The sequence below is a fragment of the Aliihoeflea sp. 40Bstr573 genome (assembly GCF_024105655.1).
Taxonomy (GTDB): Bacteria; Pseudomonadota; Alphaproteobacteria; order Rhizobiales; family Rhizobiaceae; genus Aliihoeflea.
Map to the genome: position 1 here is coordinate 1 of NZ_JAAAMH010000034.1, position 16,681 is coordinate 16,681.

The following is a 16,681-nucleotide window of genomic DNA, read 5'->3' on the forward strand; positions in this document are numbered from 1 at the left end:
AATCCGTATCCGTCATCTTTGTGGACATCGCCGACCTCCCAAATCAGTCGGCAACCTATGAATCAGGCCGGATTCATCCGCGGAACCCCAAAACCTGTACCTGAGTCAATTCGTCCACACAGCCTAGCGTCCGTGGGCGGCGGGCTGCTCATTTCGAGCGTGGCAAAAGAGTTCTTCGATCGACCGCGGCCCGACCTCGTACCGCATGGCTCTTTCGTACACACCGCCAGTTTCCCGTCAGGTCACTCTATGATGGCAGCGGTGGTCTATCTTACGCTCGGCGTCTTGGTTGCGCGGACGCTGCCGCAGAGGCGGCTGAAGATATTCGTGCTGTCGCTTGCGGCGATGACGACCATCCTGGTTGGCATCAGTCGCGTCTATCTCGGGGTCCATTGGCCGACTGATGTCTTGGCAGGATGGCTAGCCGGAGCTGGCTGGGCCACGGTGTGCATGTTGGTCGCGCGCGTGCTCGCGCGGCGTGGAGAGGTTGAGCCTGAGGTGAGCCAAACTTGACCCGATACCAGCCGGACGAACAGACATCCTGCAGAACTTGTCACGGGGACTGTCAGGAATTTCGTGCGTGAGGCCATCTTGACGCGCAGGTCGTACAGGACCTGGAAGTCTGAAGTCATTTGCCATCAACCCAACTGCGAGAGAAACATGGCCCGGAAACCTGAATGAGACATCGAGAGGAATTATCCTCTACCGGACTTCATCGCCAAGGCCGTCCGGGAGTGGATCGCAGCAGCGGGAGCGAAAACCGCGTTCATCGAACCTGGCAGCCCTCGGGAGAATGGCTACTGCGAGAGCTTCAACTCCAAGCTGCGCGACGAACTGCTCAGTGGCGAGATCTTCTACAGCCTCGCTGAGGCGAGGGTCATCATCGAGGCTTGGCGGCGCTACTACAACACTGAGCGACCGCACTCATCGATCGGGTATAGGCCGCCGGCACCGGAAGCCGTTGTCTGGCCAGCACCCACCCGTGGATCGGCGCCACCGTCCGCACAAGCAATGGCCGCAAAGCCGATCATGCACTAAGATTGAAACCGGACCACCCCATAGGGGCAGACCGGGCCGAGGAGGGAGATTTTGCAATGACAGAAGTGTGGCTGCCGCTTCTTGGTGGTCTCGTTCTCCTGATTGCGGGCGGCGAGCTTCTTGTGCGGGGTGCAGTGAACGTGGCTACGCGGCTAGGCGTCTCACCTCTTGTCATCGGCCTCACGCTTGTGGGGTTCGGAACCTCTACGCCGGAATTGGTGACCTCGATTCAGGCCGCGCTTTCGGATGCTCCCGGCATCGCCTATGGCAACATTGTTGGTTCCAATATCGCCAACATTCTCTTGATTCTAGGCATAGCTGCGCTCCTTGCACCGATCGCCGTGGCATCAAAGGCGCTGAGGCGCGACGGCGTGGTGATGCTGGCTGTCGCTGTCGTTTTCGCAGCGCTTGCCGCCCTAATGCCGCTCGGACGTACCGTCGGGGGAGCTTTTGTAGCGGTGCTTGGGCTCTATGTCTGGTTCGCATTTCGGCAGGAGCGAGTGGCGGCAAGAACTGATCACGGAGCAATTTATGACAAGAGCCTCGCGCTTCAGGAGGTAGATGCTGCTCTTATACCTGAGACGACAAACGGCCAACCGCTGGTCGTCCCGCTCCTGATTGCGCTCGGCGGGCTTGTCCTTGTTGTGCTTGGCGGGCGCTTCCTTGTGGAGGGCGCAGTTTCGCTCGCTCGCGGCTTGGGCATCGCCGAGACCGTTATTGGACTGACCATTGTTGCCGTTGGCACGTCAATGCCAGAGCTTGTTACCTCTGCAGTAGCGGGGCTGCGGCGGCAGGGTGACGTGGCCTTTGGCAATATCGTTGGCTCCAATATCTACAACATCCTCGGGATCGGCGGCTTCACCGCACTGATCGCACCTGGCGTTGTACCTTTCGTTATCGTCTCGTTCGACAACCTCGTTATGATCGGCGTCTCAGCGGCGTTACTTCTAGTGGCCTGGACCGGCTTCAGAATCTCGCGGCTCGAAGGATTAGCGCTGCTTGCAGGATATGCGGTCTATGTCTACCTAATCTGGCCGTAAGGGAACCGGAGAACAAGGCGGCCCGATGACCTTCGACCTGAGCTCATGGAACGTGCCGCTCGCACTCGGTGCGGCTTCGCCCGACCTCGTGGCGTCGGCACTACTCATCCTGGTTCTCTGGATTGCTCGGACGATCTTGGTCAAGCTGATCCGGATGCGGACCAGTCTACCGCCACATGTCTTGCGTCGCTGGATTGCAACCAGCAGAAATGTTCTGCTCTTCCTGCTTTTGCTGGGCCTTGTCCTGATTTGGGCGCCGCAGCTCAGGACCTTCGCGTTGTCGCTTGCCGCCGTCGCCGTCGCACTTGTCGTCGCCACTAAGGAGATGATCCTCTGCGTTTCCGGATCGCTGATGCGATCCTCGACGCGTGCTTTCACGGTCGGCGACTGGATCGAGGTCTATGGTGTCCGGGGTGAGGTCGTGGACCACACACTCTTGGCGACCACAATCCAAGAGTTTCAACCGAGTTCCTTCCACTATACTGGCCGGACGGCGGTGCTCCCAAACAGTGTTTTTTTCACATCACCCATCCGCAACCTGAGCGTTTTGCGCGACTACACCTTCCACAGTTTCGCCGTCACGGCTGAGCCCGATGTGGACTTGCTAGATCGAGACGCCGAGATCGCTACCATCGTCGATCGGCACTACGGTGCTCATCGCGAAGAGGCCGCGCGGGTAAACGCGCGGATCGAACGCCGGAGCGGCGTCGACATTCTTGAGCCCGATAGCCGCATCCGCTTCTCCACCACCGACCTTGGCAAGCAGCGGGTGACTGTGAGCCTGTTCTGCCCCACACGCCAAGCCGACGTCCTAGAGGACGCCATCACCAGAGAGATCATGACGCTCATCCGCTTCGCGGAAAAACAAGGTTCATCGGCCGATCGATCGTGATGCTCGGAGTCAAACTTTCCAGGGGTGGTGCACGGTGAAGGGCCGCTCTTGCTGTTCTGACTGCCATACCCGGTAGCGCAGAGTGTAACGGCTGTCGCGACTGTGTGTGGTTCTGGCAAGACTCTCTCACCACCCAGTTTCGCCGCCTTTCGGACATCAAGTCCCTTAGGTCCGCACCGTCTCGCCTGGGAGGAGGCGCTCCTCAATGAGCTGGAGCTTCTGCTCGGTTGATCAGTGTCGGCGCCGTGCCTCGCCGGTGATGAGTACGATCCGTCGATGATCGTCAGCCACAAGGCTGAGCTTGAGGATCGCCTCAAGCCTTCCTTGCTATGCGAACTATGCCGTCGAAACGGGGCGGGTTACCCACCCCACTTGAGCCGTCCACAGCGTCTTTAGGAGTGGCAGCTTTTGGGCGACCACCGGAGGATCATGGATGACCGGAATGGGGGCGCAAAGCTGCCGTATCGCCAAACCAGAACGAAAGAGAAAATCAAGCGGAAAGCGATTTCCGCTTTGCGCCCCCATTCCGGTCGTTCCCGATTTGGAACCAAGCTCCCGTAAGCAGCCGTTCGCCTCGCTCGGCAGCAACGTCCTGATAGGGAGGAGGGCGGAAGTTCGGCTTGGACGACATGAAGGTCTGCAGAGCGGACGGAGCGGCTTTCGCTGCAATTACTCGAACGGCCGCTTTGGCGTGAATCTAAATTCAAACAGCAAAGCGCCCGATGGGTTGCATCGGGCACTTCTTTCTCAAGTCACCTCGAGATTATTTGGTAGCGAGGATGTCGAAATTGTGGACGTTTGCCACCACACCGTCGTCCCATCCGTCTGAGACCAATTCTGAAGCCTTTTCATTCAAGAGTCCGGCGACTTGTCCGGCAAAGTGCGCTTCGCGGCCAGAGTTGTCGGCAAAGATGTCGAAGATGGCGAAGTTGTTCTCGTCAATCTGCAGCGCCGCCCAGAACAATGTCTTGGGTTCGGTATCTGCGACGATGGGGCCGGCTGCGGTCAGCAAGGCTGCCAATTCGGGGCCTTTACCTGGAGCGGCTTCGAGCTTGATGTAAGTGGCGGTCGTTGCCGTGTAGAGATCAACCGGCGCCTTTGCCGACAGGACATCGGAGTTGTTTATATTCGCGACAACACCGTCGTCCCATCCTCCGTCGACCAACACGTCGGCGTTTTGGTTCAGAGCCGCAGCAACCGCTCCTGAGAAGTGAGCGTCGCGTGCTTCTTCATCTGCGAAGATGTCAAAGATTGCGAGCGTATCGTCGGCTTGCAAAGCAAACCAAAGTACAGTGCCCGGCTCTGTTTCTCCCACGATGGGTGCGGCACCAGCCAGAAACTCCGCGAAGGCAGCGGTCTGGCCTTCGGCGGCCGGCATGGCGATGTAGCTGGCAGTGTGATTTTCCATTGGGTTGTCCTGTGCAGTTGCCGAAGTTGTGATCAGAGACAGTGCGGCGCATGTCTGAAGGATTTGCATTTTCATGGTCGTCTCCTGATCTGAAGTGCACCGTGCTTGGCTTAGATGCACTCTTGTCCCATGTCGGATGCTTCGGACTCCAATTCCGAAATTCTATTCTTTGATAGACATGGGCTATCGAAGTTGTTTTGATGACCTGAACCGAGATGTGACGGAGAATGCGGCGATGGAAATGAACCAGATCAGGTATTTTCTCGCGGTATGCGAGCACCGGAACTTCACCCATGCGGCCAGTGCCTCCAATGTCTCCCAACCTTCCTTGACGACTGCGATCAAGAAACTTGAAGACGAGCTTGGAGGTGACCTGTTTGTCAGGGACCGTGCGGGATGCCGGCTTACGGCACTCGGAAAACTCGTGCAGCCAAGGTTGCAGACGGTTCATGATGAGACGCGACAGGCTAAGGCCGAAGCGGTCCGTCATTTGCGCTTGGAGCGGGTTCCAATTTCTGTCGGTATCGGCGAAACGATTGGCCACAACAGGATTTCGGCAGCTTTGGAGCGTACTCGTACACGATTGCCGCAAGCCGAAATCGAACTGATCGTTGCGTCATCCTCCGAGCTTCTTGCCGGGTTGCGAGATGGTGAATTTGACGTTGTCGTCACAGCAGAGAAGGTCAGCGAAGACCTCTATCGCATAGATCATCTCTATGATGAGGAATACAAGGTAGTGGTGTCAAAGTCGCACCCGTTGTCTGAACTAGATGCGATTTCTCTTTCGACTCTTGCTAAAACTGACATGCTTGACCGACTAAATTGCGAAATGCGGGATGCTTTGCATGGGACCTGCGCGGATCATGGTCACGAACTCTACGCGGCCTATCGGTCAAATCGCGTGGATTGGCTAGTTGAACTTGCTCGGCAAGGGTCAGGTGCGGTGATCCTGCCAGCCACCGCTATTCCTTCGGACACGGGCCTTGTGTCGAAACCCATCGATGGCCTTGAAATATCAAGAACTGTTTTGGCCCTTCGATATCGGCACCAAACGACGAGACCAGAGACAAATGATCTGATCCGTGAGATGACGCGCATGCCGGCGTAGTGAGGTCGGCCATCGACATTCGCCCATCGTGCAGCATTCGTCACTCTGGGCTCCGTGCTGCCTTTCACTGCAATGGACACGAGCGGCAGCTAAGGGCCGGAAATGACGCCGCTCCTGTAAACGCGGAACGTCCGCTTTCCCGAGTTCGTTCCAGCAAGGTGCCTGTCAGGTTACGGCCCCCTTCCTGCAGGAGTCTCATACGACGTTTCTCCCGCGGCCAATCAAGGCCGAGGAGAACTCACATGGGCCATTCTATCTACGATGATGCCAGCCGCGAGCGCGCTGCATGGAACGCTGGAAAGAAGGTCGGCACCAAGCGTCCGTTCACCCAGAAGCAGATCTGGGCAATTCGCTTCTTTCTCGATCGCGAGAGACGCGTTCGAGACCGGGCGCTGTTCGATCTGGCAATCGACAGCAAGCTTCGCGGATGTGACCTGGTCAAGATCAGGATTCGCGATGTGGTCGCCGGACCGGAGGTCAGAACCCGTTCGACCGTAATCCAGCAAAAGACGCGGCGGCCGGTGCAGTTCGAAATCACTTCCGATGTGAGAGCCAGCCTGCTGGCGTGGCTCGAAAGACGCGGAGGCTCGGTCGAGGACTACGCGTTCCCGAGCCGGATCGATCACACGAAGCACATGAGCACGCGGCAGTATGCTCGGCTGGTCGACGAATGGGTGACCGCAATTGGTCTACGTTCGGAGGAGTACGGCACGCACTCGCTTCGGCGCACGAAGGCGTCGATGATCTACCGGGCGACAGGAAACATACGCGCCATCCAGATCTTGCTTGGTCACTCCAAGATCGAGAACACGGTGCGCTATCTAGGCGTCGACGTGGAGGACGCGCTCCTCTTGGCCGAGAGAACCGAGATCTGACGTAGAGCGGCCATCCGGACCGGGCGCGGATGGCCGCTCACGGCACGCGTTCTTATAGGCCACTTCGACCATCGTGGGGTGGTTTGCTGACCGTCTGCAAATGTGTAGCGGCACCGCAATAGCTGCCTTTCACGATTAAACGTGCGAGGCTGCGTCACGGACTGCGCGCTTGTCTTCTTCGAGTGACAAACCGATTTCGGCGCGTTGAAGCGCGAGGCGTGAATGTTTCATTGCTTCGATCCGAAACCGCGGATCCTCAAACGCAGCCAGCGCCGCAAGCGCCTTTTGCAAACGCACGTGGACCTCTCGAATTGCAGCACCATCGCGGGCGGTAGGCGTGTAGATGTCGTCGAATAGCTCGGCGAGTTTCACGGACTCTACGTTCCAAACCGTTCCGCTAGCCGCGCCGCTGCGATCACGATCCAAATCTTTCTGGAACATTTTGAGATTGACGCTGTTGGCATTGCATCACCGCACAAACGAGTGCCGACCAACCTCTAACCAAGGGTGGACAGATATGTTTATCAAATTTGCTTCGACTACCGCCATTGCCACCGCTCTGCTCGCGCTGACGGCGACAAGCGCCACGGCACAGCAGACCCAGGAGGCAAGCGAAACGCAGGCAGCGGAATCTTGCTTGCTCGACATGAACGAGTTCGCGGAGCGCATGCATCAAGACCAGTTCTGGCTTTCGGGCTGGGGTACGGGTGCACATGGCGCTCCACCAGCTCCCCAGTCGACCCAGAGCCCGGCGACTACTGCTCCTGCCACGGGCGACACCACCACATCGCGCGCGACGAGCGCAGAAAATGTCGAAATGGATCCTCGCGGTGACGTCGTCGGCATCGACGCACCGCGTAATCAGATCCGGGCGCTCTATGGCGCAGGTCGCGTTCTCGCGCACCGCGGCGACAATGAAGGCTGCGAGTACATCGTTGCCAAGATGAACGAGGTTTACGACAGCTACTCCCAGCAGCTTGAAGAAGCAGGCGTGGATCCGGCATCCGTCACGACCTGGCGTCAGGAGCGACTTGCGCTCGCTGAGCCCCTCGCCGCTGAGAATGGGACGATGCGCTATCGGATCGACAACATCACTGGCACGGATGTCCGCAACATGGAGGACGAAAACCTCGGCAGCGTCAGTGACGTGATCATTGATCCAGAAAGTGGAGCAGCTGCTTATGTCATCGTTGCTCGCGGCGGTTTCCTTGGAATGGGCGAAGACCATTACGCCATTCCGTGGGACGAAGTACGTGCGACGCCGGGTCTCGAAATGATCGTCGTCGAGCGCTCCGCGGCCGAACTGGAAGAAGCGCCGGCAATCGATCCAGACCGTTTCCGCAATCCTGAAATGATGATGGACGAGCGTCGCAAGACCGACGAGTTCTGGACCCAGCGAGGTTGACCCTTTTGCCGAGACGTTTGAGGGGCGGCAATTGCCGCCCCTCAAGGCGATTTGCTCGCATGTATAGTGATCAATTGAGGAGACCTGAGATGAAGAACGACAAGACCGATAGCCCTGTTCGAAACATGAGCACAGGCGGGCACCTTGGGGGTACCCATCTTGGCCAGGGCAAGGACGCAAAGACGACGTCGGCCGTCGAAAAAGGCGGCGACAAAGCGCGCCCCAATGAAGGGCGCGAGCAGCCCCGGGATTTCATTGACAAGAGCTCCGACTAGCGGAGGAACCAATGTCGCGCATCCGCCACCTGTGGCGATACCACGACCCCGGCGAGACCGAGCGCCGCAAACAGATCTACGCGGTTTATGAGCTTTGGTACACGGTTGTCGATGTCGGTGCCGCCGTCTCGTTCTTGGCAGGCAGTGTTCTGTTCCTGTCGGACGCGACCAAGACAGCGGGAACATATCTGTTCATTGCCGGATCGGTGTTTTTCCTACTGAAGCCAGCCATTCGTTTGATGCGCGAGGCGCGGTACGCCGCTCATGGGGATATAGATACCCTGGCAAAACGAGCTGGCTGGAATTCCTTGACGGACCAAGAGCACTAACTGTTCGGGAAACAGCGACGTCCTACTTTTAAGAAGCGAGGACTCTGAGCATACGAGCTGCCGCTTCATTGTGAGATCCGGTCTCGCGCGGTGACCTGGAAGAGGCGGCAGCTTACCGCTGAGCGATCTCCAGAACCGCGCAGTCCGTTGTCGGTCCCGTATAAGGCGGCAATCGATTGCCGCTCCGATGGCCAGGCCATCGTCTCCGGACTTCAGTAGTCGGGTGGAAACTTGGACGGGGAGTTGTCGAACGGGGAAGGCTGCGTTTGCAAAGGCGCTGCCGCAGCATTCAAATTGAAAATGAGGATCCGGTGGATAAGTGCTTAACTGACTAGACTACGCTGCGAAGATGTCACGTCTTTGCGGCCTTCTGCGCATGAAAAGTTCTTTTGAATGCGACGGGTGTCTATCGCGATCCGTTAACCGGCTTTGTGAATGCACAAATGACAGCAAGGGCCTGTTTACCCGGCAGCCTCACGATCCTGTGATGCAACAGGTCTTGGGGGCAAGCCATGCTGAAATCGTTTCTTTCGTCACGTTCCGGCAATATCGCGATTATGTCAGGCGTCCTGCTAATCCCATTGTGCTTGGCGGTTGGAGTGGCAGTCGACTACTCCCGATACACATCCGCGGAGCGGCATTTGCAAGAGATAGCTGATGCGACATCGCTGTCGCTGGCTTCGACGCAGGAGCGCAGCAACGCTAAACTGACCCAAATGGCGAATGATTTTCTGACGAGCAATCAGAATAGCAACCGCGTTCAGCAACTGAGGCTCGATGGGCTGGAAACGTCAACGGAGATGATCGACGTCACTGTCGGGGGATCGATCCCGGCGACGTTCATGGCCTTGGCGGGCTACGACCGCTTGGCTGTCAAGGCTTCTGCTCTCGCTGAGCGGGCGGTCCGCGGCAATGTCGAGGTTTCGCTTGTGCTCGACAATACGTGGTCGATGTCGGAAGCTGACGGCAGCGGTCAGACCCGGATGGAAGCCCTGAAGGATGCAGCCGCTCGTCTCGTGGACGAGTTGCTCATTACGACTGATAATTCCGTTCGCATCGCGCTCGTGCCCTACGCGGACTACGTCAACGTCGGATCGGAGAACCGCAGCGCCTCGTGGCTCAACGTTCCCAGCGACTATTCGAACACGAGTACGTCCAAGGAAACCTGCGTCACCGAAACCACGGTGTGCCTGGCTCGCAACCCGAAACGGACGTGTGAGCGGTACCGCGATGGGGTCCTCGAGACCTACAGCTGCGGTAATGAATGCACCAAGACCGAGGTTCGACAACTCGATCAACCACAATGCTCCGGTGGCAAAACCTCGACCACTGCCTACAAATGGTTCGGCTGCGTGGGATCCCGGACCGGCGGCAACAATAGGCTCGGCGACCATAATAAGAGCGTGAAATACCCAGGCTACGTGGAAACCAGCCAGAACTGTCACAATCCAATCGTGCGATTGACCAATGACAAGAAGCGGCTCAAGGACGCGATCGTCGCCATGTCGCCGAACCGGGGCAGCTATAAGCCTTATACCTACATTCCCGCTGGCTTGGTTTGGGGTTTGAACACGGTTTCGCCGACGGAGCCGTTCCCCGACGGTCTGGCGTACGATGCCAACAATGTGCGTCCGCGCAAGGTGATCGTTCTCATGACGGATGGCGAAAACACCCTCCTTTACAACAAGAACAACGGCAAGCATGCGAGCGGCAGCGTTCCGTCGCTGAACGCCGCAGAAAAACAAAGTGCGGTTGTCTCCGCCGGTACGGATTGTACGGACGCCCACAACAATTGCGGCAACGGAAAGGGCAAACTCAAGGATACCAGTTCCTACCAGCAGACGAATGCCGACACGCTTTCGCTCTGCGCCTACGCGAGCGCCAACCAGATCGAGATCTTCACGGTCGCCTTCAAGGTCGACGACGCAACGGCGCGCCAGATGCTTCAACTGTGTGCCACCGATGAGGCGCACTATTACGAAGCATCGGATTCAGCCAAGCTCGCTGCCGCGTTCTCAGGCATTGCCCAGTCATTGCGCGTGGTGCGGCTGGCTCGCTAGTCGAGCCTCGCCTCGCCGTGAAAGGGAATACGATGGATGATGCAGCGTCTTTAGCCGATGAACTCCAGCGCTCTTTTCCAACCACCAGCGGGCGTCTGCGGTTCACTGAAATGCTCGAGGCTCACTACGAACTGGAGACAGGCCCCGCCCGATGCCGTCATCTTATCATCTGTGGGATCGTCGCCCTCTTCCTCTACGACTGCTTTTTGATCTCTGACTGGCGTCTGATACCGGACATCTTCCAGACGGCGCTTGTCGTGCGCCTGGGAGTGGTCACGCCGATAGCCCTCTTAATCGTCGCGATCCTGCTCAGCCGCCCGTCGGCGCGGATCCGCGAGGCGTCGCAGGCAACAATCAGCGTGATCGTCGCCGCAAGTGTTCTGTATCTCACGTCAACCAGCCAAAGCCCGCTCGTGATCTTCCATCACTACGGGATCATCCTGGTCGTGCTGTTCGCAAACGTCGTGCAGCGGCTTCATTTCCCATACGCCGTGGCGGCGTCGACCGCGATCGTGACGATGTACACCATTGCTGTCGGGCATATGCCCAGTTTGCCGTCAGAGGCGGCACTCAGCAGCGTGATGATCCTCAGCGGCGGCGCGGTGTTCACCCTGGTCGCCAACTACTCTCTCGAACGCCAGTTCCGGATCGGTTATCTTCTTCGGCTGAAGGACCGGCTACGACGGGACGAACTGGAAGGATTGTCCAGACAGGATCCTCTGACTGGCCTGGGCAATCGCCGCGAGCTGGATCGTCATCTCAGACGGCTTTGGCCGGAATCGGGACCGGCACGAACGATCAGCATGATGATGGTCGATGTCGACCATTTCAAATCTTACAATGACGGCTTTGGGCACTTGGCTGGTGACAAGTGTCTTCAACGCATTGCCGCTTTGATCGCTGGCGAACTTCGCGGTCCAAACGACAGAGCATTTCGGTACGGTGGCGAGGAATTTTTAATCTTGTGCGAGGGGATGGATATGGCGCGGGCGGTCTCCATCGCCGAGCGCGTCCGTCTTGCCGTCGATATGGCAGCCATTCCGCACAAATACAGTCCGGTCGCACCAAACGTTACGGTCAGTATCGGCGTAGCCGCTACGCCATCGCGAAGTGCGCTCAGCTGTCAGGACTTAATCCGCAACGCCGACGCGGCTCTCTACCGCGCCAAGCAGAACGGGCGCAATCGGGTCTGTCCCCCAGCGCATCTCTCCGCAGAAATCGCTGAATTCCCGTCTCGCAAACTGCTGCTCCCAAGTTTCGGCAATAAGACTACCGGACGATAGAGGATGCATCTCGGATTGGCTTGGACCCGGAGTTGATCATGCTACGGAATATCATGTTACTTGGCTCAGTCGTGACGTGTATCGCACTGGCGGTCGCGGTCATCCACGAGGCGCAGCCGGGCTTAATGCCGGGCATTGCCAAGCTATTCCTGGGATCGGACAAAATTGAAGAAATCCCGGCGCTGGCCATGTTTTAGCGCGATCCGAAGAACGCACAACGAGCCGCCGCGTGAGGCTTGAGGCCGACCAAAGCGGCCATTTCCCTGGTAGCTTCCGGGTCAATGGACGCCTGGTGCAGGCCATGATCGATACCCGCGCTAGCGTCGTAGCTTTGAATGTGTCCACTGCACGCCGGTCAGGCATATTCGTGTCAACTGGCGACTTTACCCAAGCCTTTACCACGGCAAATGGTCAGATCTACGCTGCACCCGTGACGTTTTCGAAACTGGAAATTGGCGGTATCACCATTCGGGAGGTCGGGGCAGTGATATTACAAGATTCAGCACTTTGAGGCGCGTTGATCGCCATTAGCTTCGCTGGAGCGCACCCCATTTTGACCGGACAGGCGGCATAGCCGATAAGGCATAGGCATTCGCCTATGAGTACGACTATGTCCAAGAGTTCTGATGAGCCGTTTCAGCGGATCGAAGTCATCACTTCCGTGCAGCGCCGCCGGCGCTGGTCAGTGGCCGAGAAGGTCCGGCTGGTGGAGGAAGCCATGCAGCCGGGCATGAGCGTTTCCTACGTGGCACGTCGTGCCGGCATTTCGCCTTCCCAGCTCTTCGCTTGGAAGCGTCGCATGCTCGAAGGCGGTCATGCCGCCGTTCACGCTGATGAAGATGTCGTCGGCGCTTCTCAGGTCCGCGAGTTGGAGAAGCGGGTACGCGAACTTGAGCGCATGCTGGGCAGGAAAACCATGGAAGCCGAGATTCTCAAGGAAGCCCTTGAACTCGCTCGCCCAAAAAAACGGACGCCGCCGTTGCTGTCGTGGAGCGATCCAGAGGGCGGTTCCCAATGAGCGCGATCGCCAGAACGCTCGGCGTCTCCCGGTCGAACCTGATCGAACGCACCAACAAACCGTCCAAGCCACGAGGATCTTATCGCAAGCCCGACGACATCGTTCTTCTGGCGGAGCTGCGCCCAATCATCGACCAGCGGCCGACCTATGGATATCGCCGGGTGACGGCATTGCTGAACCGGCAGAGGCGACGGGATGGCCTGCCCATGGTCAACGCCAAGCGCGTGCTCAGGGTCATGCAGCAAAACGGGCTGACGCTCCAAAAGCATACGGCTCTGCGGCCGACCCGCACTCACGACGGCGTCGTCGTTGCGCTGCGCTCCAACATCCGCTGGTGCTCAGATCATCTGGAGATCCGTGCCCGCAATGGCGAGGTGGTCCGCATTGTGTTCGTCATCGATGCCTGCGACCGGGAGATCATCGCCTGGTCAGCCGTGGCCAATGCCGGCATCTCTGGTGAAATGGTCTGTGACTTGATGATCGTGGCGGCCGAACGCCGCTTCAAGACCCTTAAGGTCCCGCACCGACTGGAATGGCTCTCGGACAATGGCAGTGCCTATATCGCCAGGGAGACCGCGCAGGTCGCCGCTGCCCTCGGCATCGATCTGCTCTTTACCCCCGTTCGAAGTCCACAGAGCAACGGCATGTCCGAGGCCTTCGTCAAAACACTGAAAAGGGACTACGCCTCGACCGTCATCCTCCCAGACGCCGACACCATCCTGGCCTTGCTGCCCGACTGGATCGACGACTACTGTGAGGTCCACCCGCACTCCGGACTCAGGTTCCGCTCACCACGCGAGTTCCTGCGTCTCAGTGCCTAAACCCAACCGCCGACTGTCCGGCGAAACGGGGTCACTCCATTCGCAAGGGACTGAAACGCTATCAGTTCGAACGCGATCAACTGATTCTCGAACAATAACGAGCTGGCAAAGTAGCCAGTCCTTTTGGACAGCCCATCAGCACCGAGGGTTGCTGCCAGACTAAGATTGGGAGCGAAAAAGGGGATCAAAGCTACATGTTGTAAACAGAGGAGTCTTCCGCTTGCGGGATGACCGTGTTGCGACTTACATGATCTCAACAAGAGAGGCTTTTGTGTCGCATTTGGTCAGCACCGTTTCGCTCAGGCGGTATCTTTATCTGATCGGCGTGGCTGGCCTGGCTCCTGTGGCCATATTTTCGCTGGTCCTCATCTGGTTTCTGGCAGACTGGGAGCGCAGCCGCATCGAGCGCGCGTCTATTCGAATTGCCGAGCAGACCTCCACAATCCTTGAAAGCGAGCTGCGGATCCTATTGGCGGAACTCGCCGGATTGGCTACCTCGACAAGCATGCGCGACCAGGACTTCCGCGGCCTTCATCAGGAAGCGCGACGCCTGGTTGCCGGACATGACGAGGTCGTGTTGTTGCGGCGGCTGGACGAAACGCAGTTGCTGAACACCCAGGTGCCGTTCGGCGCGCCACTGCCTCCCGCAGTCCCGATACCGGATGAGACCAAGCAACTGTTCCGGCAAGGATCCGCGTCGGTTGGCTCCGTCTACAAGAGCCCGATCAGCGGCGAGTACCGGGTTCCCGTTGTTCTTCCGGTCCAGCTCGACCATGGCGACCCCCTTCTGCTTGCTGTCACCGTTCCTACGACAAGATTTGCCCCGCTATTGGCCAATGCAGCGCCGTCTGGCTGGGTAATTGGAGTTGCAGATGGTAACGGCACCTATGTTTCACGATCCCAAGAGCACCAGCGGTTCACGGGGACGCCAGGTGTACGAGAGTATCTCCAACTTGCAGTGGGAGATCGCGGCAGCTTCGTCAGCAGCAACCGTGACGGGCTGGAGTTGCTCGCGGGCTTTGCGCGGCTCGATTTCGCCGGCTGGCTCATCGCTGCGAACATCCCGCTGGCAGAGGTGCACGCGCCACTGCGGCGCACGCTGCTCCTCATCGCGCTCGGATTTCTTGCGGCCTTGGCCGTTGCTCTAATTACAGCGTTCGTATTGGCGCGTCGGCTCAGCCGCGCAACCAACATTCTCATGACCTCAGCGGCCGAAGTTGGAATGGGCCGTACCGCCGCCGTCGGCTCGGGATTTGCGGAACTCGACTCCATCGGCGACGCTTTTGTTCAAGCCGACCGAAAGATCGTCGCGCGGACGCGGGAGCTAGAACGGGTCTTGGAGGCCGTACCTGCGGCCGTCTGGTATAATTTCGGTACCGATATTGAAACGACGGCGGCAAATCCCGTCGCCACGGAATTGACGGTCGTTCAACCCCCATCATCGAAAGCGGAAGGCGAAACAGTCGGACCGCAGTCTGCTCCGACGGACATGCTGATCGACTCACTCAACGGGGGTCAAGCCGACCAGCAGGAGCGGCAATATCTGCGCCACGGCGAGAAAGTCACGCTTCTTGTGTCTTCGCGACCCCTGTTTGATGACGACGGCCTTGTGCGCGGCGCGGTGGCGGCCGGTATCGACATCACCAGACGAAAGGTCGATGAAGAGAAGCGGAAACTGTTGATCAACGAACTCAACCATCGCGTCAAAAATACGCTCGCAACTGTTCTCTCGATAAGTCAGCAAACGATGCGCCTCACGGCCACCAAGGACGAGGCGCAAGAAGCTTTGGCTTCTCGGCTTGTTGCCCTTTCCCGAGCCCACGACATCTTGAACAAGGAGAGCTGGCACAGTGCCGATGTACGTGATCTCGTTCGTGAGGCATGCTCGGTTGGCTTTCAAGAACGCGTGACTTGCGAGGGTCCGCCGACAAGACTGCATCCCGAAACCAGTCTTGCGCTTTCGCTTGCTCTCCACGAACTGGTAACGAATGCTGCCAAGTATGGAGCGCTGAGCAATGGGGACGGCCGCGTCAATATTACCTGGACACGGCATTTGATCAGCTTGCAAGAGCGTCTCGTTATCCGGTGGGAAGAAGAAGATGGACCGATCGTACAGCCACCAATCCGCAAAGGCTTCGGCTCGCGTCTGCTTAGCCGGGTCTTTGAGGGCGAGGATGGCGACGGTCTAACGATCGAATACCGAACTACTGGCGTGATCTGCACGATGACGATGACGCTGCGCGCCTCATCACGATAGAAGATTGGGACATGCCTGCACTCGATGATGGTCAGCTTTTGGGAAGCCGTCAGTCCACCTTAAATGACCGAAATGGGGTCGCATTCGGAACGGCAGCTAACCGGCGATGATCCCTAAAACCGGACTGTCCGCAGGCGGCCCCAGAGGCGTCGGTAGGAAAAGATTTCCCATCGTGCTCCGCTGGCTGACGCCCACGGCCAGAATGGGGTGGTTAGCTGACAGTCTGCTTTTTCGCTAAAGCCCCTTGGAGCAGACATCTAGCTGGCGAGAGACATCAGCGCCTCGTTGCGGCCATACGCTCGGACAGGGCTTGGTCACCGTGTGCCCTCAGCCCCTCAACCGCTCCGTCGAAATCACGTTGATCCCGGTTTTGACTGAGCTTTGATTTTGCGACCGTGCGGGTCACCGAAATCCGGAACGCAACAATCTTGCCGATCATGTCGAGCATATAGTCGGCCGGTGCATCGGCCATTCTCCAAGCCTTGTCACCATTGACCCGGCGTTCCTGGTCGCGGGTCAATAGGCCGATCGCAGCCCGCTTGCTGCGTTCGTCGTGCTGGAAAGTAATGATGCCATGAATGTGCACCACCTGGTAATTCCAGGTCGGCACATGGCGATGATGTTCCAGCTTCGAGGGGTAGCTATTGGGCGAAATGAACCGCCCCGGGTTTGCCGGAGGCTCCAACTTCCAAATAGGATGGAGCCATGACGAGCAAGACGACGAACAAGTTTTCCCCTGAGGTGCGCGAGCGCGCTGTGCGGTTGGTGTTGGATCACGAGGCTGACCATTCCTCTCGCTGGACCGCCTGCCAGTCGATAGCGGCAAAGATCGGCTGCTCGGCCCACACGTTGCTGGACTGGGTGAAGAAGGC

Annotated in this window: 18 protein-coding genes and 1 pseudogene; 16 read left to right on the forward strand and 3 right to left on the reverse strand. The window is 58.3% G+C overall.

Annotated elements, in window-relative coordinates:
• The 4 genes and pseudogenes from GTK01_RS19995 to GTK01_RS20010 form a co-directional block, all read left to right on the forward strand.
• Positions 1-513 (forward strand): phosphatase PAP2 family protein (locus GTK01_RS19995; RefSeq protein ID WP_252929444.1); only part of this gene is annotated, 513 nt, incomplete at its 5' end.
• A gap of 192 nt (positions 514-705) precedes the next feature.
• Positions 706-1,038 (forward strand): annotated as a pseudogene (locus GTK01_RS20000) (transposase); the annotation flags it as partial.
• Between the two features lie 56 nt (positions 1,039-1,094).
• Positions 1,095-2,078, forward strand: coding sequence for a calcium/sodium antiporter (locus GTK01_RS20005; RefSeq protein WP_252929459.1), 984 nt, complete (start codon positions 1,095-1,097; stop codon positions 2,076-2,078).
• Positions 2,079-2,103: 25 nt separating this feature from the next.
• The gene (locus tag GTK01_RS20010) at positions 2,104-2,970 is read left to right on the forward strand and encodes a mechanosensitive ion channel domain-containing protein (RefSeq protein ID WP_252929462.1); all 867 of its coding nucleotides are present in this window, start codon (positions 2,104-2,106) and stop codon (positions 2,968-2,970) included.
• Positions 2,971-3,733: 763 nt separating this feature from the next.
• On the opposite strand, the gene GTK01_RS20015 is transcribed toward GTK01_RS20010, so the two are convergent.
• Complete coding sequence (locus GTK01_RS20015) at positions 3,734-4,453, reverse strand: putative quinol monooxygenase (RefSeq protein WP_252929464.1); 720 nt, start codon at positions 4,451-4,453, stop codon at positions 3,734-3,736.
• A gap of 160 nt (positions 4,454-4,613) precedes the next feature.
• On the opposite strand from GTK01_RS20015, the gene GTK01_RS20020 reads away from it, so the two are divergent.
• On the forward strand, positions 4,614-5,486 hold the full coding sequence (locus GTK01_RS20020; RefSeq protein ID WP_252929466.1) for a LysR family transcriptional regulator: 873 nt from the start codon (positions 4,614-4,616) through the stop codon (positions 5,484-5,486).
• Between the two features lie 242 nt (positions 5,487-5,728).
• On the forward strand, positions 5,729-6,361 hold the full coding sequence (locus tag GTK01_RS20025) for a tyrosine-type recombinase/integrase (protein WP_252929468.1): 633 nt from the start codon (positions 5,729-5,731) through the stop codon (positions 6,359-6,361).
• A 135-nt stretch (positions 6,362-6,496) separates the two neighbouring features.
• Here GTK01_RS20025 and GTK01_RS20030 read toward each other — a convergent pair whose 3' ends face one another.
• On the reverse strand, positions 6,497-6,733 hold the full coding sequence (locus tag GTK01_RS20030; protein ID WP_252929470.1) for a hypothetical protein: 237 nt from the start codon (positions 6,731-6,733) through the stop codon (positions 6,497-6,499).
• Positions 6,734-6,878: 145 nt separating this feature from the next.
• On the opposite strand from GTK01_RS20030, the gene GTK01_RS20035 reads away from it, so the two are divergent.
• The 9 genes from GTK01_RS20035 to GTK01_RS20075 all read left to right on the forward strand — a co-directional run bounded on the left by GTK01_RS20035 (position 6,879) and on the right by GTK01_RS20075 (position 15,809).
• Positions 6,879-7,766 carry a PRC-barrel domain-containing protein gene (locus GTK01_RS20035; RefSeq protein WP_252929472.1) on the forward strand — a complete coding sequence of 296 codons (888 nt, stop codon included), beginning with the start codon at positions 6,879-6,881 and terminating at the stop codon, positions 7,764-7,766.
• Between the two features lie 89 nt (positions 7,767-7,855).
• Complete coding sequence (locus GTK01_RS20040; protein ID WP_252929474.1) at positions 7,856-8,041, forward strand: hypothetical protein; 186 nt, start codon at positions 7,856-7,858, stop codon at positions 8,039-8,041.
• 11 nt (positions 8,042-8,052) lie between these two features.
• Positions 8,053-8,370, forward strand: a complete 318-nt coding sequence (locus tag GTK01_RS20045; protein WP_252929476.1) for a YrhK family protein — start codon at positions 8,053-8,055, stop codon at positions 8,368-8,370.
• A gap of 512 nt (positions 8,371-8,882) precedes the next feature.
• Positions 8,883-10,430 (forward strand): TadE/TadG family type IV pilus assembly protein, encoded by a 1,548-nt coding sequence (locus tag GTK01_RS20050; protein ID WP_252929478.1) that lies wholly within the window; start codon positions 8,883-8,885, stop codon positions 10,428-10,430.
• A 32-nt stretch (positions 10,431-10,462) separates the two neighbouring features.
• Positions 10,463-11,713 carry a diguanylate cyclase gene (locus GTK01_RS20055; RefSeq protein WP_252929480.1) on the forward strand — a complete coding sequence of 417 codons (1,251 nt, stop codon included), beginning with the start codon at positions 10,463-10,465 and terminating at the stop codon, positions 11,711-11,713.
• 38 nt (positions 11,714-11,751) lie between these two features.
• Positions 11,752-11,910 carry a hypothetical protein gene (locus GTK01_RS20060; protein ID WP_252929482.1) on the forward strand — a complete coding sequence of 53 codons (159 nt, stop codon included), beginning with the start codon at positions 11,752-11,754 and terminating at the stop codon, positions 11,908-11,910.
• Between the two features lie 32 nt (positions 11,911-11,942).
• Positions 11,943-12,224 carry a TIGR02281 family clan AA aspartic protease gene (locus GTK01_RS20065; RefSeq protein WP_252929493.1) on the forward strand — a complete coding sequence of 94 codons (282 nt, stop codon included), beginning with the start codon at positions 11,943-11,945 and terminating at the stop codon, positions 12,222-12,224.
• 99 nt (positions 12,225-12,323) lie between these two features.
• Positions 12,324-13,552, forward strand: a protein-coding gene (locus tag GTK01_RS20070; RefSeq protein WP_252929494.1) for an IS3 family transposase whose coding sequence is annotated in 2 segments (ribosomal slippage) — positions 12,324-12,672 and positions 12,672-13,552 — 1,230 coding nt in all. Because the reading frame shifts where the segments join, the coding sequence is not laid out codon by codon here.
• 220 nt (positions 13,553-13,772) lie between these two features.
• Positions 13,773-15,809, forward strand: a complete 2,037-nt coding sequence (locus tag GTK01_RS20075) for a sensor histidine kinase (RefSeq protein ID WP_252929496.1) — start codon at positions 13,773-13,775, stop codon at positions 15,807-15,809.
• Positions 15,810-16,083: 274 nt separating this feature from the next.
• On the opposite strand, the gene GTK01_RS20080 is transcribed toward GTK01_RS20075, so the two are convergent.
• Positions 16,084-16,494, reverse strand: a complete 411-nt coding sequence (locus GTK01_RS20080) for an FMN-binding negative transcriptional regulator (RefSeq protein WP_256483992.1) — start codon at positions 16,492-16,494, stop codon at positions 16,084-16,086.
• Between the two features lie 20 nt (positions 16,495-16,514).
• Here GTK01_RS20080 and GTK01_RS20085 point away from each other — a divergent pair.
• On the forward strand, positions 16,515-16,681 hold a 167-nt coding region (locus GTK01_RS20085), incomplete at its 3' end, for a transposase (RefSeq protein ID WP_252929500.1).